This is a genomic window from Castellaniella sp. S9, assembly GCF_027257175.1.
GTDB lineage: Bacteria > Pseudomonadota > Gammaproteobacteria > Burkholderiales > Burkholderiaceae_B > Castellaniella.
The window spans coordinates 204,651-224,199 of the sequence record NZ_JAPFGD010000001.1 but is presented as its reverse complement, the minus strand read 5'-3'; the positions used below and the strand labels follow the sequence as shown (position 1 = coordinate 224,199).

General features: G+C 68.5%; 16 protein-coding genes and 1 riboswitch. Of the genes, 4 read left to right on the top strand and 12 right to left on the bottom strand.

The window, feature by feature from the left end; translation table 11 throughout:
• Nucleotides 1–18 precede the first annotated feature (18 nt).
• Nucleotides 19–1,428, bottom strand: a complete 1,410-nt coding sequence (locus tag OOZ48_RS01100) for an efflux transporter outer membrane subunit (protein ID WP_269494514.1) — start codon at nt 1,426–1,428, stop codon at nt 19–21.
• A 99-nt stretch (nt 1,429–1,527) separates the two neighbouring features.
• Nucleotides 1,528–2,079 carry a MarR family winged helix-turn-helix transcriptional regulator gene (locus tag OOZ48_RS01095; RefSeq protein ID WP_269494511.1) on the bottom strand — a complete coding sequence of 184 codons (552 nt, stop codon included), beginning with the start codon at nt 2,077–2,079 and terminating at the stop codon, nt 1,528–1,530.
• Nucleotides 2,080–2,122: 43 nt separating this feature from the next.
• Here OOZ48_RS01095 and OOZ48_RS01090 point away from each other — a divergent pair, with 43 nt between their 5' ends.
• Entirely contained in the window at nt 2,123–3,028 is a 906-nt protein-coding gene (locus OOZ48_RS01090) for a DMT family transporter (protein ID WP_269494508.1), read from the top strand.
• Nucleotides 3,029–3,069: 41 nt separating this feature from the next.
• Here OOZ48_RS01090 and OOZ48_RS01085 read toward each other — a convergent pair whose 3' ends face one another.
• Both OOZ48_RS01085 and OOZ48_RS01080 read right to left on the bottom strand, forming a co-directional pair.
• The gene (locus OOZ48_RS01085) at nt 3,070–4,302 is read right to left on the bottom strand and encodes a patatin-like phospholipase family protein (RefSeq protein ID WP_269494505.1); all 1,233 of its coding nucleotides are present in this window, start codon (nt 4,300–4,302) and stop codon (nt 3,070–3,072) included.
• Nucleotides 4,289–5,188 carry a LysR family transcriptional regulator gene (locus OOZ48_RS01080; RefSeq protein WP_269494502.1) on the bottom strand — a complete coding sequence of 300 codons (900 nt, stop codon included), beginning with the start codon at nt 5,186–5,188 and terminating at the stop codon, nt 4,289–4,291. Before OOZ48_RS01080 ends, OOZ48_RS01085 begins: the two co-directional genes overlap by 14 nt.
• A 128-nt stretch (nt 5,189–5,316) precedes the next feature.
• Here OOZ48_RS01080 and OOZ48_RS01075 point away from each other — a divergent pair, with 128 nt between their 5' ends.
• Nucleotides 5,317–6,375: a YeiH family protein gene (locus OOZ48_RS01075; RefSeq protein WP_269494499.1), complete on the top strand. Its 1,059-nt coding sequence runs from the start codon at nt 5,317–5,319 to the stop codon at nt 6,373–6,375.
• A gap of 43 nt (nt 6,376–6,418) precedes the next feature.
• Here the strand turns inward: OOZ48_RS01075 and OOZ48_RS01070 are convergent, their stop codons facing one another.
• The 3 genes from OOZ48_RS01070 to norR all read right to left on the bottom strand — a co-directional run bounded on the left by OOZ48_RS01070 (nt 6,419) and on the right by norR (nt 10,461).
• On the bottom strand, nt 6,419–6,793 hold the full coding sequence (locus tag OOZ48_RS01070) for a SirB2 family protein (protein WP_269494496.1): 375 nt from the start codon (nt 6,791–6,793) through the stop codon (nt 6,419–6,421).
• 97 nt (nt 6,794–6,890) lie between these two features.
• Nucleotides 6,891–8,693: an ABC transporter ATP-binding protein/permease gene (locus tag OOZ48_RS01065; protein WP_269494493.1), complete on the bottom strand. Its 1,803-nt coding sequence runs from the start codon at nt 8,691–8,693 to the stop codon at nt 6,891–6,893.
• Between the two features lie 103 nt (nt 8,694–8,796).
• Nucleotides 8,797–10,461 carry a nitric oxide reductase transcriptional regulator NorR gene (gene norR, locus OOZ48_RS01060; protein WP_269494490.1) on the bottom strand — a complete coding sequence of 555 codons (1,665 nt, stop codon included), beginning with the start codon at nt 10,459–10,461 and terminating at the stop codon, nt 8,797–8,799.
• A 195-nt stretch (nt 10,462–10,656) separates the two neighbouring features.
• On the opposite strand from norR, the gene OOZ48_RS01055 reads away from it, so the two are divergent.
• Nucleotides 10,657–12,936 carry a nitric-oxide reductase large subunit gene (locus OOZ48_RS01055; protein ID WP_269494487.1) on the top strand — a complete coding sequence of 760 codons (2,280 nt, stop codon included), beginning with the start codon at nt 10,657–10,659 and terminating at the stop codon, nt 12,934–12,936.
• Nucleotides 12,937–13,009: 73 nt separating this feature from the next.
• On the opposite strand, the gene OOZ48_RS01050 is transcribed toward OOZ48_RS01055, so the two are convergent.
• Nucleotides 13,010–13,450, bottom strand: a complete 441-nt coding sequence (locus OOZ48_RS01050) for a nucleoside deaminase (RefSeq protein ID WP_269494484.1) — start codon at nt 13,448–13,450, stop codon at nt 13,010–13,012.
• Nucleotides 13,451–13,516: 66 nt separating this feature from the next.
• On the bottom strand, nt 13,517–14,803 hold the full coding sequence (locus tag OOZ48_RS01045; protein WP_269494480.1) for a purine-cytosine permease family protein: 1,287 nt from the start codon (nt 14,801–14,803) through the stop codon (nt 13,517–13,519).
• 49 nt (nt 14,804–14,852) lie between these two features.
• Nucleotides 14,853–14,945, bottom strand: a riboswitch (TPP riboswitch).
• Between the two features lie 144 nt (nt 14,946–15,089).
• Between OOZ48_RS01045 and OOZ48_RS01040 the strand changes: the two genes are divergently transcribed.
• On the top strand, nt 15,090–16,757 hold the full coding sequence (locus OOZ48_RS01040) for a SulP family inorganic anion transporter (RefSeq protein ID WP_269494478.1): 1,668 nt from the start codon (nt 15,090–15,092) through the stop codon (nt 16,755–16,757).
• Here OOZ48_RS01040 and OOZ48_RS01035 read toward each other — a convergent pair.
• The 3 genes from OOZ48_RS01035 to glpK all read right to left on the bottom strand — a co-directional run bounded on the left by OOZ48_RS01035 (nt 16,741) and on the right by glpK (nt 19,530).
• A complete protein-coding gene (locus tag OOZ48_RS01035; protein WP_269494474.1) occupies nt 16,741–17,463 on the bottom strand; it encodes a lipoyl protein ligase domain-containing protein in 723 nt (240 codons plus the stop codon). The two genes, OOZ48_RS01040 and OOZ48_RS01035, sit on opposite strands and share 17 nt — an antisense overlap.
• A 22-nt stretch (nt 17,464–17,485) precedes the next feature.
• Nucleotides 17,486–17,956, bottom strand: coding sequence for a TM2 domain-containing protein (locus OOZ48_RS01030; RefSeq protein ID WP_269494471.1), 471 nt, complete (start codon nt 17,954–17,956; stop codon nt 17,486–17,488).
• An 80-nt stretch (nt 17,957–18,036) separates the two neighbouring features.
• Nucleotides 18,037–19,530 carry a glycerol kinase GlpK gene (gene glpK / locus OOZ48_RS01025; RefSeq protein ID WP_269494468.1) on the bottom strand — a complete coding sequence of 498 codons (1,494 nt, stop codon included), beginning with the start codon at nt 19,528–19,530 and terminating at the stop codon, nt 18,037–18,039.
• Nucleotides 19,531–19,549: the final 19 nt, after the last annotated feature.

Sequence of the window (19,549 nt, the reverse complement as noted above, 5' to 3'; positions counted from 1 at the left end):
TGGATGGAGTGTGCGGGATCAGTGGGCTGTGGATGCGGGCGCGGGCTGGTAGCCGCCGCCCAGAGCGGTGGCCAGCCGGGCGTCCAGGATGTAGGCGCGGGCGCGCAGGTCGGTGGCGTGGACGGCCTGGGTGAGGGCGTCGCTTTGCGCGAGCAGGACCTGCACGAAGTTGCCCAGGCCCGCCTGGTACCGCTTCAGCGCGATGTCATAGGCGGAGGTGCTGGCTGCCAGGCTGGCCTCCTGGTGGCGGATCTGCTCGCGCAGCGAGCGGATCGAGGCGCTGGCGTCGGCGACCTCGCGCACGGCGCCCAGCACCGTCTGGTTGTATTGCGCGATCGCCAGGTCGCGGGCGGCGCGGCGGCCTTCCAGCTGCGCGTTCAGCGCCCCGGCATGGAAGATCGGCAGGGTGATGGCGGGGCCTGCGCCGTAGCTGCGGCTGTCGCCGCGCAGCAATTGGTCCATGCCCAGCGACATGAAACCGGCGAAGGCCGACAGATTGACGTTGGGAAAGAAGTCGGCCTTGGCGGCCGAGACCTCGGCGCCGGCGGCCTCGGCCTGCAGGCGCGCCGCCACGACGTCGGCGCGCCGCCCCAGCAATGCCAGCGGCATGTGCTCGGGCACGCCCTCGGGCAGGGCCGTCCCTTTGTGCGGCGCGACCGTGGGCAGGCCGTCGGGCCCGGTGCCCGCAAGGGCCGCCAGTTGATGGCGCAACAGCTCGGCATTGTTGCGCGCCTGGGCCAGCTGGACCCGGGTTGCCGAAACGGCCGATGCCGCCTGGTCGACATCCACCTGGGTGCTGAGCCCATGGGTGTAGCGATCCTGCGTGATGTCGAGCGCGTTCTGCTGCTTGCCGACAATGGATTCCAGCGTCGTGGATTGCGCCAGGGCGTCCTGCAACTGGAAATAGCTTTGGACGACGGCCGAGACCAGCAGGCTGCGGGCCTGCTGCTGCTCGGCCTGCGCGGCCAGCGCGTTGGAGCGGGCGGCCGCGCTCAGCGCGCGCTGCCGGCCCCAGAGGTCGAGGTCCAGATCGACCTGCAGCGTCAGGCTGTTGTCCGTGTCCATCGATCCTCCCAGCGGCGGCGGATAGATGTAGTTTTCACTGTAGTGCTGGCGGGTCATGCGGTAGCGGGCGTCGACTTGCGGCCATTGCAGTGCGCGGGCATTGCGCACGGCCGCATTGGCCATGCGCACGCGTGCGCCGGCGGCCTCCAGGCTGGGACTGCCGGCCAGGGCGCGCGCCACCAGCCCCTCCAGTTGCGGATCCCGATAGCGCCGCCACCATTCGGTGGTCGGCCATTGGACGGTGATGTCGTCACGCAGGCCGATGCCCGCGCCGTCCAGTGGCTGGACCGCCGGCTGGCCGGGATCCATGGGGGCGCAGGCCGACAAGGCCAGGACGAGGGCAAGGGCAAATAAGGGCTTCATGCTGACAATAAGCTGAATATTATTGATTGGTCTGTATCTGACTAGACAATTATAAAACGCGCAAAGAATGGGCGGGACGCCTCGAATGATCGGGAAAGTTCAGGATTCGGAGGGGGTTACGGGACTCGAGGCCTGGCGCAGGTAGCGCTCGCCATTGTCGATCATGCGGCGCAGCAGGTCGAACAGGATCCGGATTTCGTCGTCGGAGAATCCCTCGAGGTGCAGGTTCAAGGTGTCGGCAATGGCCGGCAGGATCTGGCTGGCGACGGCGCGGCCCTCGTCGGTGAGCACGATCTTGACGACGCGCCGGTCCTCGGGATAGGGCTCGCGCCGCAGAAAACCCTTGGATTCCAGGCGATCCAGCGTGCGGGTGATGGCCCCGGCGTCGGCCTGCATGGCGCGGGCCAGGCCCGCGGGGGTGTCGATGCCCTGGTGCCGGATCAGCATCAGGGGCCGCCACTGGATGGCCGTCAGCCCCAGGGGGGCCGCCTTGTGGTCGATCACGCGGTGCAGCAGGCTGTGGACCTGCTTGATCAGCAGGCCCACGTTGTTGTCCCGGCTGAGGGCGCTGGGGTTGGCCTGGTAATACTGGCAGGCCTCCGGCGCGCGGTCTGCCGGGGCGGCCGTCGGCGTTTCGGGATCGGGGGACATGCTAAGATATTAAACGATCAGTATCTGACTAGGCAAGTAAATCGTGCAGCCTCCGACCTCGCGGATGTTCTGGACCGGCTTCGCGCTGGCTGGATTGGGCGCGGTCCTGTTTTCCGCGAAGGCGATCGTCGCCAAGCTGACCTACCGGTACGGGGTCCATGCGCTGGACGTGATCGGTTTTCGCATGATGCTGTCGCTGCCGTTCTTTCTGGCGATCGCCGGGTTCCAGGCGCGGCGCGCGCGTCTGGGCCGCATTGCCCGGTTGGACTGGCGCGACGGCCTGCGGATCGTTTTTCTGGGCTGCATCGGCTACTACCTCTCGAGCTTCCTGGATTTCCTGGGCCTGCAATATATTTCCGCCGGGCTCGAGCGCCTGATCCTGTTTCTCGCGCCCACCTTCGTCCTGCTGATCTCCGCCGGTTTCCTCAAGCGGCCGATCGCGCGGCGCCAGTGGATCGCCATGGGCCTGGCCTATTTCGGAGTGGCCCTCGCGTTCTGGGGCGACCTGTCGTTCAGCGGCGATGGCGTGGTGATCGGCTCCCTATGCGTGCTGGGCGCCGCGATCTCCTATGCGCTCTACCTGATCGGTTCCGGCGAACTGATCGAGCGGGTGACGGCCACGCGCCTGGCGGCCTACGCCATGACGGTCTCCGCCATCGTGACGCTGGCGCATTTCTTTCTGGTTCGGGGCTGGGCGGGCCTGTCGGTGCCGTGGCCGGTCTACCAGCTGTCATTGATCCACGCCGTGCTCAACACGGTCCTGCCGACCTTCATGGTGATGTGGGCGGTGGCGCGCATCGGCGCGCCGCTGGCGTCTCAGCTCGGCCTGATCGGTCCGGTGTCGATCCTGTTCCTCGCCTACGTGTTCCTGGGCGAGCCCATCACCGCCATGCAGGTCGCGGGCACCGTCTTCGTGGCCGTCAGCGCGATCGTGCTGGGGCGGCGTTAGTCTCCCGCAAGGGGCTGAACGGACCCCCGGCCCGGCGAGTCCTAATCGGCGTTCCGTTGGAGGGCGCCGTGCATGGTCTGCTCGATCTCGTCGCGGTGCACGTCGTGCGTGACGAAGCCGGCGACGTTGTCCGGCATGGCCAGGTATTCCTCGTGGGCCAGCGTGTTGCGGATGTCCTGCAGGCCGCCGTCCCAGTGCTCGCGCATGGTCGCCAGGCCGAACTGGTAATCCCGGTGGTGCTGTTCGTAGGGCTTGTTGCGATAGATCAGGTGGATGACGTTGTAGCGCTTGTGGCCGGCCAGCAACTCGGCGCGGCGGCAGGCCGGGTCCTGTTCGCGCATCTCGGCCGGGATCTTGTCCAGCACGTCGCGCAAGGCGCGCTGCATCTTGCGGTATGCGCGCATTTGCTCGGTGACCGCGCGGGTCCGGCTGGAATAGCGGATGTCCTGGATGCGGTCCTCGACGTCGCCGATGCTGCGCGGCACCACGCCGCGGGCGCTCCAGAGATCCACCTGGAAGACCAGGGTGTCGCGCTCGGGCCGCTCCATCAGAACGTTGGTCAGCGGCGTGTTCGAGACCAGCCCCCCGTCCCAATAGTGTTCCCCGTCGATCTCGATGGCGGGGAAGGCCGGCGGCAGCGCCCCGGAGGCCATGAAATGCTCGGGCCGCAGGCGTGTGCTGCGGTTGTCGAAGTACGCGAAGTTGCCGGTGCGCACATTCACCGCGCCCACCGAGACGTGGAGTCCGCCGTCGTTGATGCGATCGAAATCGCACAGGCGCTCGAGCGTATCCCGCAAGGGCCGGGTGTCGTAGTAGCCCACGTTGGCCGGGTCGGTCAGCGGCGTGAACGCGGCGGGCGGGAAGCGCGGCCGGAAAAAGCCTTTCTGCCCCACCAGCAGCGCGCTGCCGGCATGCAGGTTGCCGATGACCTGGCGCGCCATGTCGTTGATCTGGAACAGGCTGGCCTCGACCAGCGCATTGGGGGCCAGGCCGCTGTAGGGCTGGCAGATCGTGCCCCAGAATTCCCGCAGCCGGTCGATGCGCTGCTCGGGCGGGTTGCCCGCCAGGACGGCCACGTTCAGCGCGCCGATCGAGATTCCGGCCAGATAGCTCAGCTCGATGCCGGCCTCGTGCAGGCCCTCGTAGACGCCCGCCTGGTAGGCGCCGAGAGCGCCGCCGCCCTGGAGCACCAGCGCCGTGGTTTCGTAGGACTTGCAGGCTTTCTTCAGCGCGCCGTCCCGCCTGGCGTGGGCGGCGGATTTACGGGTGGTCATGGGCGGGCTCCGTGAGGGATTGCAGGAAGGCGTCGATCAGTGCGCCCCGGTAGCGGCTGCGGTGCAGCACGATGGACAGGCGGCGCTCCAGCGCCAGAAAGGGGGTGCGCAGCACGCGCAGGCGGCCGGTGGCGACGGCATCCAGCGTGGCCGCGTAGGGCAGGCAGGCAATTCCCAGGCCGGCCATGACGGCCTGCTTGATGGCCTCGATCTGGCCCAGTTCGAGGAGGATCCGGCCCGGCGGCAGGGCGCCCATGGCCTGTTCGGTCTGGCTGCGGGTGGCGGACCCGCGTTCGCGCAGTATCCACCGGGCGCCGGCGAAATCCTCGGCCCGCAGCCGCGCCCGGGCGGCCAGCGGATGCGAGGGTGCGGCGCAGACCACCAAGGCGTCCGTGCGCCAGGGGAGGGTCTCGAGACGCGGATGATTGACCGGCCCCTCGACGCAGGCCAGGTCGGCCTCGTGGTCGAGGAGCTTCTGGGTGATGCTGCGGGTGTTACCCACGTCCAGTTGCAGGGAAACCATGGGATGTCGGGCCACGAAAGGCCCAAGAAGTTCCCCGACCAGGTAATTGCCCACGGTGTTGCTGGCCCCGATCCGCAGTTCGCCGTCCAGTGCGTCCGCGTGTTCGGGATTGCGGCGCAGCATGTCGCGCAGGCGTTCGAGGATTTCGCGCGCCAGGGGCAGCTGCTCGCGGCCGCGGGCGTTGAGCTTGAGGCGGCCGCGCTCGCGGTCGAACAGGGGGGTGCCCAGCTGGCGCTCGAGTTCGGCCAGCGCCATGCTGATGGCCGGCTGGGTCAGGTGCAGCTGTTCGGCCGCGCCGCGCACGCTGCCGGTGGCGGCGATGCTGGCAAAGACCTCGATCTGGCGCAGGCTGATGCCCAGCATAAGGCGGCGTCCCCGGAATTTTCCATCAATACATTTTATATGATCATTAATAATTGTTGAATTTATTGATGGATAGAGCTTTTCTAAAATAACGGACAGTCATAAACATATGCCAGGATGTGTTCCAGATGCCGCCCGTTTCCGCCGTCCCCCAGCCTCTCCATGCCGCCGCCCGGATCCGGGATGCCGGTGCGGGCGGGCGCTCGCCGTCGCGCCTGTACGGCCTGGCCCTGGCGGCGGCCCTGGGCCTGCTGGGCTGGCAACTGGGCGCCTGGCTGCCCTTGATCGGCGGGCCGGTCATGGGCATTGTGCTGGGCATGGCCTGGCGCAACCTGGTCGGCGTCTCGCCGCTGTGCGCCCCGGGCATCGCCTATGGCTCGCGCCAGATCCTGCAATGGTCCATCGTCGGCCTGGGTTTCAACCTCGGCCTGGGCCAGGTGGTCGACACCGGCGGCGCCTCGCTCGCCGTCACGCTGGTGACCTTGTCGGTGGCGTTCATTGCCGCCTGGGCGCTGGGGCGGCGGCTGGGCCTGGGCGGACGGCTCAGTACGCTGGTCGGCGTGGGCACCGCGATCTGCGGCGGTTCGGCGATCGCGGCCACCGCGCCGATCCTGCGGTCGGACAGTCATGAGACCGCCCTGGCGGTTTCCACGATTTTTCTGTTCAACATCGCGGCGGTCTTGCTGTTTCCCTTCCTGGGGCACGCGCTGGGGCTCAGCGACGCCGGTTTCGGCCTCTGGGCCGGGACGGCCATCAACGACACCTCGTCGGTGGTGGCCGCCGGCTACAGCTACAGCACCGCGGCCGGCGACATCGCCACCATCGTCAAGCTCACCCGCGCCACGCTGATCATCCCGGTGTGCCTGGTGATCGCGGGCTGGGTCGCGTGGCGCGCGCGCCGCGATGCGGCGCGCGTGTCCCTGCTGCGCATCTTTCCGTGGTTCATCGTGTGGTTCCTCGCGGCCAGCGCGGTCTACACGCTGGGCTGGGTGCCGCCGGCGCTGCAGGGGCCCCTGCAGCAGGCCGCGCAGTTCCTGATTGTCATGGCCTTGACGGCCATCGGCCTGTCCTCGGATCTGCGCCGCCTGGCCGGCGCGGGCCTGCGGCCCGTGCTGCTGGGGCTGGGAACCTGGGCCGCCGTGGCGCTCAGCAGCCTCGGGATGCAGGCCTTGCTGGGCGCGCTGTAGGGCTGGGCCTGCGCGATGCCGTCCGCACGGGCCTGGTGTTTCGCTATGCGAACCAGGACGCCGAGTCGTGATGGATCGCGACGCCCACGATATAGGCGAACACGGCAACCGAAATCAAGGCGGCGATCAGGCGCGTGCGGCGGGTCTTGCCGCGCTTGATGGCGATGGTGCCCACGCCGATGTAGACCAGCAGCAGCACGATCTTGGTCAGGATCCAGGGCTGGTTGGGCCCGATCATGGCGGCCAGGATCACGCCACAGACCAGCAGGACGGTATCCACGACGTGGGGCAGGATGCGGACGACGCGCGCCTGCAGCAGGCTGGATTCGGTGATCGACCACCAGGCGCGGATCAGGAACAGTGTGATGCTCAGGCCGACGGCCGTGACGTGCAGGTGCTTGATGAAGTAATAATCCATGGCGTTTTCCGGGGGATGCGGGGGTGCGGCTCGGCGAGCCCGGTCGTTGCGATCTTAACAGGCCCGGGCGGCGCGCCGCGCCGCCCGGTGCCGCGGGTCAGGCAATCGGCGCCAGCGTCCAGCCGCCATCGGCGCCGGCCAGCGTCAGTTGGGCACCGTGGTGGCGCTGCAGCGTGCTGCGGTGGCCGACGCTGACCAGCCGCGTATCCGGCAGCTCCTCGCGCACCAGGCGGTACATGGCGTCCTCGAGGCCCTCGTCCATCGCCGAGGTGGCCTCGTCGAGGAAGGCGGCACTGGGCCGGGCGAGCAGCAGGCGCCCGAAGGCCAGCCGCTGCTGCTCGCCCAGGGACAGGATGCGGCCCCAGTCCTCGACCTCGTCGAGCCGGTCCTCGAGGTGGCCGAGTTGCACTTTGCGCAGCACCTCGCGGTCGCGCGCGCGCATGGCTTCGTCGGCCTGGGCGGTAACGGGATTGGGATAGCGCAGGGCGTCGCGCAGGGACCCCAGCGGCAGGTAGGGCTTTTGTGCGAGGAACAGCGCCGATTCCTCCGGGCGCACGACCTCGCCCTCGCCGTAAGGCCAGATGCCGGCGATCATGCGCAACAGGGTGGTCTTGCCCGATCCCGAGGGGCCGCGGATCAGCAGGGGCTGGGCCGGCGCCACCTCGAGGTCCAGGTCCTTGAGCAGCAGGCGCCCGTCGGGCGTGCGCAGGGACACGCCGTGCAGCGCCAGGCGGTCGCCGTCCTCGCGCGCCGGCGGCAGGGACAGCGCGTGTGCCGCGTCGATCACGTCGTTGAATCCGGTCAGACGATCGAGGGTGGCGCGGTAGGTGGCGAAGCTGTCGTACGCATTGCGAAAGAACGACAGGTTGTCCTGCAGGCGGCCGAAAGCCTGGGCCGTCTGGATCAGGTCGCCCAGGCTGATCTGCTTGGAAAAGAATCGCGACGCCTGGATGATGAAGGGAAACACCACGGCCGTCTGGGTCACGATGAAGTTGAAGCCGAGGAACTTCAGCGACCGGTAGATGATGGCCCAGGCGTTGGCGATCACCTGTGCGAACCAGCGCCGCAGCGCGCTGCCCTCGACGCGCTCGCCGCGGTAGAAAGCGATGCTCTCGGCGTATTCGCGCACGCGCACCAGCGCATAGCGGTAGTCGGCGTTGAATTTCTCGTTCAGGAAATTCAGGCGGATGAGGGGGCGGCCGATGCGGATCGCCAGCAGGGTGGCGATGAAGACATAGATGAACACCAGGAACACCATGCCGCGCGGGATCTCGGTGCCGAACACCGTCATGGGGCCCGACAGCGACCACAGGATCAGGGTGAAGGCGATGGTCGAGACCACGGCGTTGATCACGCCGACGGCCAAGGTCATCGAGTCCTGGGCGAAGGTGGTGATGTCCTGCTGGATACGCTGGTCGGGGTTGTCGGCCAGGTGGCTGAGGGGTTGGCCGCGGTAATAGGCCTGGCGGTCCATCCAGCGCGTGAGCAGGGTTTCGTTCAGCCAGGTGCGCCAGTGGATGATGAAGGCCTGCTGGACGTAGAAATCGAACAGCGAGCGCACGACGTGCACCGCCGCCAGCAAGGCGAACAGCAGCATGGCGGCCCAGAAGCCGGATTCGTTCAGCTCCTGCAGGGCCGTGTACATGGTGTTGTACCAGTACGAGAACAGCACATCCAGGCGCACGGCCGCGAGTGTGAGCAGCAGGATCAGCGCCACCCCGGCCAGCGGCCGCCAACTGCGGCGCGGCGAAAAATAATCCTTGCTGAGCAGCCAGAATTGCCGCCCCCAGCGCGTGTATCGGATGACGCACCAGGCGGCGGCGACCGAGACGATGGCGGTGATGACGTAGGCTTTGAGCAGCCACAGGCCGCTTTCGATCAAGACCTTGCTCCAGTCCATGGTGTGTCTTTTTCCTTGTCGAGGGTTGGCGTGCCGTAAGCGATGGACGGCATTTTAGGGCCTGACCGCGCCGCATGGCGATCTTGCCGTGCGGCGCAGGGCGTCAGCGTCGCGCCTTGAGGCCCAGGCGGCGGGCCAGCTTGTGCAGGTTGCTGGGGTCGATCTGCAGGGCGCGCGCCGCCTGCGCCCAGTTGTAATTGGTCGTCGCCAACGCGTGCTGGATGGCCGCCCGCTGGCAGGACTCGACGCTCTCGCGCAAGGCGCGGACGGCCTGGATGTCTTGCCGCGTGCCTGATGGGCTGGCGAGGTCGGGCGCGATGGGCGCGCCCGGCCCGTAGAACGGCTCGGTATCGTAGAGATCCGCGTCCTCGGTGGGCGCCTCCGCCGCGCGGGAGGGCTCGGCCGGCGTGCCGTACTGGCCCTCGTAGTGGTCCTCGGCCGCGGGGGTCTCGGGTATGTCGAGGTCCAGGAGTTCCGGGCCTATGGTCATGACCTGGTCGCGCGAGGCGCCGCGGCTGAGCATCTTGAGGGCGGCGCGGCTGATGACGTGTTCCAGTTCGCGCACGTTCCCCGGCCACGGATAGCGCAGCAGCGCGCGTTCGGCGCCATACGACAGGCGCACGCCGCGCAGGCCCAGGCGCGCGCGGTTGAATTCGAGGAAATGGCCCGCGAGGATGAGGATGTCGCGTTCGCGTTCGCGCAGGGGCGGGATGGGCACCGGGTACACCGACAGGCGATGGTACAGGTCGGCGCGGAAGTTGCCCGCCAGGGTATTGGCCTTCAGGTCGCGGTTGGTCGCGGCGATGATGCGCACGTCGGTCTTGATGGTCTCGTCGGTGCCCAGGCGCTGGATTTCGCCGTTCTGCAGGGCGCGCAACAGCTTGGCCTGCAGGCCGAGGGGCAGTTCGCCCACTTCGTCGAGGAACAGCGTGCCGCCCTGGGCGGCCTCGAAGCGTCCCGGCCGATCGCTGGTCGCGCCCGAGAAGGCCCCCTTGACGTGGCCGAAGAGTTCGCTTTCGGCCAGGGATTCGGGCAGGGCGGCGCAATTGACGTGGATCATGGGCTTGTGGCCGCGGCGCGAATGGCGGTGCAGCCGCCGCGCAAAGAGTTCCTTGCCCACCCCGGTTTCCCCCAGCAGGAGGATGGGCAGGTCGGAATCGGCCACCAGGTCGAGTTCGTGCAACAGGGACTGGATGGCCTCGCTGTGCCCGAGGATCTCGGCGTTTTCGCCGATGCGCTCGATGCCGTGCTGGGTGCTGCCGAGCAGGCGCAGCTGGCGGTTCTCGCGCTCGAGGTCGGTCAGGCGCACGGCGGCCTGCAGGATCAGGCCCAGGCGCTGCAGCCGCACGCGCGCCGCCTCGTCGAAGGCGCCCGTGGTCAGCGCATCCAGCGTCATGATGCCCCAGGGCCGGCCGTTGCCGTACAGCGTCATGCCCATGCAGTCGTGCACGGGCAAGGGCGAGCCCTTGCGGTCGTCGAGCAGGCCGTCATAGGGATCGGGCAACACGCTGTCCATGTCGAACCAGGTGGGTTCGCGCCGCGAGAGGATGGCGGCGAAACGCGGATGCTGGGCCACCAGAAAGCGCCGTCCCAGGGCCTCGTGCGCGAGGCCCGCGGCGGCCACCAGGCGCAAGGTGTCCTCGCCGTCGAGGACCAGCAAGCCGACCGCGTCGCAGGCGTATGCATGGCGGATGGCCTGGGCTGCGCGCTGCAGCCGCACGCCGTCGGGCAATTCCTCGGCCAGGTCGGCCAGTAGCTTGTCTTCCATCAGGGTATAAATCACTTTTCAATGGTCATTTATACCATTTTGAATAAGGTTGAAAATACCCAATTTGATATAGATCAGCCTCCTTCCTAGGGTTTATACCTGGCATGACATTTGCTTTTGATTGTGTCGAAGTGAACTAGGGGCGCCGGCCGGCGCCGTGTCGAGAACGCCTGACAGCTGCAGAAGGAGCGCAGAATGGGTGAATACAAGAAGTTATGGTGGACGCTGATCGGCGTCCTGGCGGTGACCTTCGGCTTGCTGGGGTGGATGGGCAAAGAGGTCTACAACCAGGCCCCCCCGATTCCCCAGCAGGTGGTGACCGCCTCCGGCAAGGTGTTGATGACCCAGGAGGACGTCCTCAAGGGACAGAGCGCCTGGCAGTCCGCGGGCGGCATGACCGTCGGCTCGATCTGGGGCCACGGCGCCTACCAGGCGCCGGACTGGACGGCCGACTGGCTGCATCGCGAACTGACCGCCTGGCTCGATCTGGCGTCCCGGGAACTCGCCGGCGTGTCGTACGCGCAACTTGACGGCGATTCCCAGATGGTGCTGCAGCATCGCCTGAAAGAGGAATACCGCAAGAACACCTTCGATGAGGCCAGCGGCACGATGATGGTGTCCGAGCGGCGTGCCCAGGCGATGGCCCAGACGGCCGCCTATTATGACAAGCTGTTTGGCGACGATCCGGCGCTACGCCCCTCGCGCGAGAGCTTCGCGATGAAGGAGGCCACCCTGCCCAGCGCGCAGGCGCGCGCCTACCTGGGGGACTTCTTCTTCTGGACGGCCTGGGCCGCGGCCACCGAGCGGCCGGGCATGAGCGCCACCTACACCAACAATTGGCCCCACGAGCCCTTGATCGACAACGTGCCCACGGCCGAGAACGTGGTCTGGTCCATCATCAGCGTGATCGTGCTGATCGTCGGCGTGGGCCTGCTGGTCTGGGGCTGGGCCTTCATCCACCGCGACCATGTGGATGAACCGGCGCCCGCCCGCGATCCCATCCTCCAGATCCAGCTCACGCCTTCGCAGCGCGCGCTGGGCAAATACCTGTTTCTGGTGGTCGCGCTGTTCGTGGCGCAGATCTTCATCGGCGGCTTCACCGCGCACTACACCGTCGAGGGTCAGACCTTCTACGGCGTCAATGTCTCGGAATGGCTGCCGTACTCGCTGGTGCGCACCTGGCACATCCAGGCGGCGCTGTTCTGGATCGCCACCGGCTTCCTGGCGGCCGGCCTGTTCCTCGCGCCCATCATCAACGGCGGCAAGGATCCCAAATTCCAGAAGCTCGGCGTGGACATCCTGTTCTGGGCCCTCATCCTGGTGGTCGTCGGCTCGTTCAGCGGCAATTTTCTGTCGATCGCGCACATCATGCCGGCCGAATGGAACTTCTGGCTGGGGCACCAGGGCTATGAGTATGTCGAGCTCGGCCGCCTCTGGCAGTGGGGCAAGTTCCTCGGCGTGGTGTTCTGGCTGATCCTGATGCTGCGCGGCATTCTGCCCGCCTTCAAGGTCAAGGGCGACAAGAACCTGTTGGCCCTGTTCAGCTCGTCGGTCATCGCCATCGGCCTGTTCTACGGCGCCGGCCTGACCTACGGCGAACACACGCACCTGTCCGTCATGGAGTACTGGCGCTGGTGGGTGGTGCACCTGTGGGTGGAAGGGTTCTTCGAGGTCTTTGCGACCACGGCGCTGGCCTTCATCTTCTCGACCATGGGCCTGGTGTCGCGGCGCGGCGCGACCACCGCCAGCCTGACCTCGGCCGCGCTGTTCATGCTGGGCGGCGTGCCGGGCACCATGCACCACCTGTATTTCTCGGGCACCACCACCCCCATCATGGCCATCGGCGCAACCTTCAGCGCGCTCGAGGTCGTCCCCCTGGTGGTGCTGGGCTACGAGGCCTGGGAAAACTGGCGCCTGAAGGCCCGCGCACCCTGGATGGAAACCTTGCGCTGGCCCCTGGTGTTCTTCGTGACGGTGTCCTTCTGGAACATGCTGGGTGCCGGCGTCTTCGGCTTCATGGTCAATCCGCCGATCGCCCTCTATTACATCCAGGGCCTGAACACCACGGCGGTCCATGCGCACGCGGCGCTCTTCGGGGTCTATGGCTTCCTCGCGCTGGGCTTCACGATCTTCGTGCTGCGCTACATCCGCCCGACCATGCAGTTCAATGAAGGCCTCATGCGCACGGGCTTCTGGTGCCTGAACCTCGGCCTGGTGCTGATGATCGTCCTGAGCCTGCTGCCGATCGGCCTGATGCAGTTCCATGCCAGCGTCAGCGAGGGCACGTGGTGGGCGCGCGGCGAGACCTTCATGCAGCAGGACATCCTGCAGACGCTGCGCTGGCTGCGCACCATCGGCGACGTGGTGTTCATCGTCGGCGGCCTGGCGGTCATGTGGCAGGTCGTGACGGCCCTGCGCGGCTCGCGGGCCACCGACGTGGCGCCCGAAGGCGCGCTGGCGGCACAGCGCTCCTGATACCGGCGCATGTCCCGCGACGCGCGGCCGGCTCGAAACGGGCCGGCCGCGCGTCGCCGTGCGCGGGATCGGCTCAGACCCCGATGTCCTCGTTCCAGAGTTCCGGCTTGTCGGCGATGAAGCGGCGCATCAGCGCCAGGCATTCCTCATCCTGCAGGACTTCGACCTCGACGCCGCGCGCGCGCAGCAGGTCCTCCTCGCCCATGAAAGTCTGGTTTTCACCGATGATCACGCGGGGAATGCCGTACAGCAGGATCGTGCCGCTGCACATGGCGCAGGGCGACAAGGTGGTATAGAGCACCGAGTCGCGATAGACCTCGGCCGGCTGGCGGCCGGCATTTTCCAGGGCGTCCATTTCGCCGTGCAGGATGGCGCTGCCTTTCTGCACGCGCTGGTTGTGGCCACGGCCGATGATGCGTCCGTGGTGCGCGATCACCGAGCCGATGGGAATGCCGCCCTCGGCCAGTCCCTTGCGCGCCTCCTCGATGGCCGCCCGCATGCATGCATCGTTCATGGTCTTGCCTCCCTGTTCCGTCGTGGAAAGCATCATGATACGGGCAGGCGGGCGCCCCGGGGAACCTCAGGCCGCGGCGCGGCGCCGCCCGGCGCCGTGCGCGCTGAGCGCGCCCAGGGCAAAGGTCAAGACCAGCGTCGGCAGGGCGCTGCCGTACTGCGGTGCCCACTGCGCCAGGGCGTGATAGCAGGCGATGCCCAGCACCCAGATCGCCGCCGGGACGGCATGCACGCCGTGGCCCGAAGGCGCGGCGGGCGTCGATGCGAGGCCCAATCGGCCCAGGATCGTGCCGAACAGGGGCACGAATACCGAGCTGAGCGTCAGCAGAAAGGGCTCCAGGCTGTGCATGGGCAGGATCATGGCCAGCACCATGGACAGTGCGGCCAGCGCCACGCCCCAGCCGCGCACGCCCAGGCGCGGTGCGATGCTGTGGGCCGAGATCGAGCCCGAATACAGGTCGCCGTAGGTGTTGTCCAGTTCGTCGATCAGGATCAGGCCCAGGGCCACCAGTCCGCCCTGCGCCAGCAGCAGGGCGCCGATCATGTCGGTGTCGGCGCCGGCCACCGTGATCACCAGCACGCCCAGCGCGTAGCACCAGATGTTCGCCACGGTGTAGCCCAGCCAGGTGCCGGCGAACGCCGAGCGGCCGCTGCGTCCGTGGCGCGCGTAGTCCGCCACCAGCGGCAGCCAGGACACCGGCATGGCGATCACCAGGTCCAGTGCGCCGAACACCCCCAGGCCGCCCGTGCCGGGCCGCAGCCAGGCGGCCTGCAGTCCCTCGGCGTCGAGTTTCATCAGGAACTGGATGCTCAGCCAGACCAGCGAGGCAGCCACCAGCGGCAGGCCGAAGCGGCTGACGAAGCGTCGCACCAGGGTGATCATCGAGCCGCACAGCAAGGCCGTGACCACCAGGCCCCAGAACAGCGTCGGCAGCACCAGGCCGAGCTCCAGGCCGAAGGCCTGGCGCCCGATGGCGATGGTGCCGTCGCGCATCACCACCAGCTCGAAGGTGGCCCAGCCCAGCAGCTGGACGATGTTGAGGAACACCGGCAGGCGCGCGAAGCGGCTGCCGTAGACGGTGTGCATCAGCCCGGCGCTGGACAGGCCGCTGTCGCAGCCCAGGCGCGCCACCCAGGCCAGCAGTCCGGCCCCCAGGATCGAGCCGAAGACCACCGCCGTGAGCGCGTCGCGCACCCCCAGGGCGGGCACGAGATAGGCGCCGACCTGCATGACCAGCAGGCCCACGCCCAGGCTGAACCACAGCGCCGTGTGGTCGCGCCAGCCAAAGACGCGCTGCGCATCGGGCAAGGGGGCCAAAGCCTGGTTGGCGGGGGTGGGTGAGGAGGTAGACATGCTGCGCCTTTTGGTCGTGAGCACGGGAAAAAGGCGCTGGCCGCAGGGCGGCCGAGGCTAGCCGCTTTCCTGCGCGAGGATGATCTCAATCAGGTTCGAAGGGACTGTCTCAGCCGCGCATGCGGCACCCCTAGCGACGCTCGTGTGCGGATGATTGTAGGACGGCGCGGGCGGCGCCCGCAAGCCTGTCCCCGAGGTCCCGGCGAAGGATCCGGTGCCGACGCCCGGGACGGCCGCCGCGCCGCGCGCCACCGACTATAATGGACCGCCTTCCATGGGTGGAATCATGTTCGCTTTGCTCGAGGCCCGGCGGGCCGGCCTGTTGGCCCCGCGCCATTGGCTGTCCAATATCGTCGCCGGCGTCATCGTGGGCGTGGTCGCCCTGCCGCTGGCCATGGCGTTCGCCATCGCCTCGGGGGTCAAGCCCGAGCAAGGCCTGTACACGGCCATCATCGCCGGGCTGGTGGTCTCGGTGTTCGGCGGCAGCCGCATCCAGATCGCCGGGCCCACCGGCGCCTTCATCGTCATCCTTTCGGGCATCGTGGCCGATCACGGCGTCGACGGGCTGCAACTGGCCACGCTGATGGCGGGGCTGATATTGTGCGGCTTTGGCCTGGCCCGGATGGGTGCGGTGATCCGCTATATCCCGATGCCGGTGATCATCGGCTTCACGGCGGGCATCGGGGTCATCATCTGGGTGGGGCAATGGCAGGATTTCTTCGGCCTGCCCGCCGTGCAGGGGCGCTACTTTCATGAAAAGATCTGGCAGCTTCTGCAGGTCTTCCCGCAATTCGATCCGCTCACCACGCTGTTCGGGCTGGGTTCGCTCGCGCTGGTGCTCGCGCCGCGCTGGGTCCGCGCCCTGGGCCGCGTTCCCGGGCCGCTGCTCGCCCTGGTGGCCGCCACGCTGATCCAGGGGGTCTTCCAGTTTCCCCAGGTGGCCACCATCGGCAGCGCCTTTGGCGACATTCCACGCGGCCTGCCGGCCTTCGCCTGGCCCGAATGGACGCTGGACCGGCTGCTCAGCCTGATCGGGCCGGCCTTCGCCATCGCCATGCTCGGCGCCATCGAGTCGCTGCTGTCCGCCGTGGTCGCCGACGGCATGGCGGGCACGCGCCACGATTCGAATGCCGAGCTGGTCGGGCAGGGGTTGGCCAACATCCTCTCGCCCTTGTTCGGCGGCATCGCCGCCACCGGCGCGATCGCCCGGACCGCCACCAACATCCGCAGCGGCGGCACCAGCCCGCTGGCGGGCATCGTCCACGCGCTGACGCTGCTGCTGGTCCTGCTGCTGCTGGCGCCGCTGGCCCGCCATATTCCGCTGGCCACGCTGGCGGCGGTGCTGTTCGTCGTCGCCTGGAACATGAGCGAGGCGCCGCGCTTCATCCGCCTGGCGCGCCGCGCGCCGCGCGCCGATGTGGTGATCCTGCTGGTCACTTTTTTCCTGACGGTGTTCGCCGACCTGGTGGTGGCGGTGAACATCGGCATCGTGCTGGCGGTGCTGCATTTCCTGCGCCGCATGGCCGACAGCGTCGACGTGGTCGTGCAAGGCGAGGACCATCTGCGCCGCGAACTGGGGGCCGAGGGCTTCGCCCGCATGCCGCCCGGCGTCGAGGTCCACGAGGTGCGCGGCCCGCTGTTCTTCGCCGCGGTCGAGCGCCTGCATCATGCGCTGGCCGGCTCGCACGCCAAGGCGCTGGTGTTGCGGCTTGAACGGGTGCCCTTCGCCGATGCGACCGCCCTGCAGGCCCTGGACGAACTGGCCACCAGCCTGGCGGCGCACGGCGTGCGCCTGGTGTTGTGCGGCGCCAATGCGCGCGTAGCCGGCAAGTTGCGCCGCATGGGCCTGCTCGATCGCCTGGGCGAGGACGGCACCCAACCCGACCTGCCGCGCGCGCTGGCGCGCCTGAACGTCGGGGCCGGGTCGCCGGGACCGCTCAGCGATCCGTGGTGAGATCCGGCCAGGCCGCGGCCAGCGCATCCTCGAGGCGGGTCCGCAGCGCATCCGGAAAGCCCGACGCCGGCGCCGGCGCCAGCGTGTCCAGCGAGGCGATGCGTTCGGACAGATAGCGCCGGCTCGTGCCCAGCATCGTTTCAAGCCGATTGGCCTGGCGGGTCAGGACGGCCGGGTCGATCTGGGCCAGGATCAGGGCGTGGGCCAGGCCGATGTGCCTGCCCGGCGGCCCCTCGGGGACGCGGCGCCAGACTTGGGCGGTGCCCGCGATCTTGCGGGCCGGCGCGCCGACGGCGAGGTTGAAGCGCCCGTCGCAGAACGAGCCCTCCACGGCCTGGGGGCGCGCCTCGATGCCCAGCGGGGCCAGGGCGGCCTGGATGACGTCGCACAGCAGGCGATACAGTGTCTCGGAATGATCCAGTGGCCGGCCGTCGACCGGCAATGCGAGGCTGAGGTTGAGGATGCCCGGGCCCTGGGGCACCACGCCGCCGCCCGACTGCCGGACCGCGATCGGCCAGCCCTCGCGGGCAAAAGCCGCGCAAGCGGTGTCGAAGCCCGGGAGGGCTGCATAGGTGCGCGGCACGACCAGGCCTCGAGGAGCGTCCCATACCCGGGCCACCGGGCCCAGGGCCGCCGCCCGCGGGATCAAATCCTCGTCCGCGCGCCCGTCGGTGGCCGGCTCGGCCGGCAGGCTCAGGAACCGCATGCGATGCGTGCCCCCGCGCGCCTCAGGGCTGGCGCGAGGCGGCGAAGGCCTCTTCGTCCATGAACAGATAGCGGATCGCATCGATCAGGCCCAGGATCACGGCCAGCGGCGTGAACCAATACCAGATGAGCAGATAGCCCAGCCCCCAGCCGACCTGGCCGAGGTAGAAGCGGTGCGCCCCCAGCCAGCCCAGGAACAAGGCCAGGACGATGGCGATCTTGCGCTGCGTCGACGGCGTGGCGAGGGTGTCGCGGCGCGAGCGCAGCACCCAGATGCTGATCGGAATCGTCAGCAGCAGGGCCAGCAGCACCTTGCCGGTGTGCAGGTGCAGGTAGCGGGTGACGGCGTCGAACAGTTCGCCGAAATTCCGCACCAGGACGCCCGTGAAGGCCGAGATCCAGGCCAGGACCTCGTGGAACGCCGTTTCGCCGAAGCTCAGCGCCAGCAGGATGATGATGAAGATCGCGAGGATCAGGACGATGTTCTTGAGCATGGCGGTTGTCGTGGGGCAGGGGCCGCAAGCGGCCCGGCCGGGATGCCGGAAGGCTCATTCTATGCTGTTTTTCGTCCGCCTCAGGGCGCGCAGGCCTGGCGCACCGCGCGCGCCCAGCGATCCAGGCGTTCCTCGGCCTGGTCGCGCGGCATCGTGGGGGTGAAGCGGCGCTCGATCCGCCACAGGGCGGAAAGTTCCTCGCGGTCGCGGTAGAACCCGGCCTGCAGGCCGGCCAGGAAGGCCGCGCCCAGCGCCGTGGTCTCGATCATGGCGGGCCGCAGCACCGGGATTCCCAGCAGGTCGGCCTGGAACTGCATCAGCAAGTCGTTGACGCAGGCGCCGCCGTCCACCCGCAGCTCGGCCAGGGGCGCGGCACCGGCGGCCCGGGCGTCGCGGCTCATGGCCAGGAGCAGGGCGGCGCTTTGATAGGCGATGCTCTCGAGGGCGGCGCGCGCCACGTGCGCCATCGTCGTGCCGCGCGTCAGGCCCACGATCGTGCCGCGCGCCTCGGGGTTCCAGTAGGGCGCGCCCAGGCCCGTGAAGGCGGGCACGAACATGACGCCGCCGGAATCCGGCACCGAACGGGCGAGCCCCTCGACGTCGCTGCTGCGCTCGAACGCGCCCAGGCCGTCGCGCAGCCACTGCACCACGGCCCCGCCCACGAAAACGCCGCCCTCCAGGGCGTATTCCAGCTGGGGGCCGGTCTGCGCGGCGCTGGTGGTCACCAGGCCGTTGTCCGACAGCTGAAACCGCGGACCCGTGTGCATCAGCATGAAGCAGCCGGTGCCATAGGTGTTCTTGGCCATGCCGGGATGGAAGCAGGCCTGGCCGAACAGCGCGCTCTGCTGGTCGCCGGCGACCCCGCTGATCGGCAGGGCGCGGCCCAGCAGCTCGGCCCGGGTTTCGCCGAAATCCGCCGCGGAGGGCAGGACCTCGGGCATCATTGCGAGCGGGATCCCCAGCGTGTCCAGCAGTTCCTCGTCCCAGGCATTGCGATGCACGTCCAGCAGCATGGTGCGCGCGGCGTTGCTGACGTCGGTCAGGTGGCGGCCGCCGCCGGTGAGCTGCCAGATCAGCCAGCTGTCCACGGTGCCGAAGGCCAGGTCCCCGGCTTGCGCGCGGGCCCGGGCCCCGGGGACGTGGTCGAGTATCCACTTGAGCTTGGTCGCCGAGAAATAGGCGTCCACGCGCAAGCCGGTCTTTTGCAGGATCAGGGGTTCCAGGCCGCGCTCGCGCAACTCGGCGCAGGCCGGCTCGGCGCGCCGGTCCTGCCAGACGATGGCATGGTGCACCGGCTGTCCGGTCTTGCGGTCCCAGACGATGGTGGTCTCGCGCTGGTTGGTGATGCCGATCGCCTGCACCGCCTGCGCGCCGATCCCCGCGCGGGCCAGGGCCTCGACCATGGTGTCGCGCTGCGCCCGCCAGATTTCCATGGGATCGTGCTCGACCCAGCCCGGCTGGGGGTAGCGCTGCGTGAGTTCGCGCTGCGCCAGGGCGATGATGCGCCCCCCGCGGTCGAACACGATGCTGCGGGTGCTGGAGGTTCCCTGGTCGAGTGCGAGGAGATGGCTCATTTTACGTGGGCGAAACCGA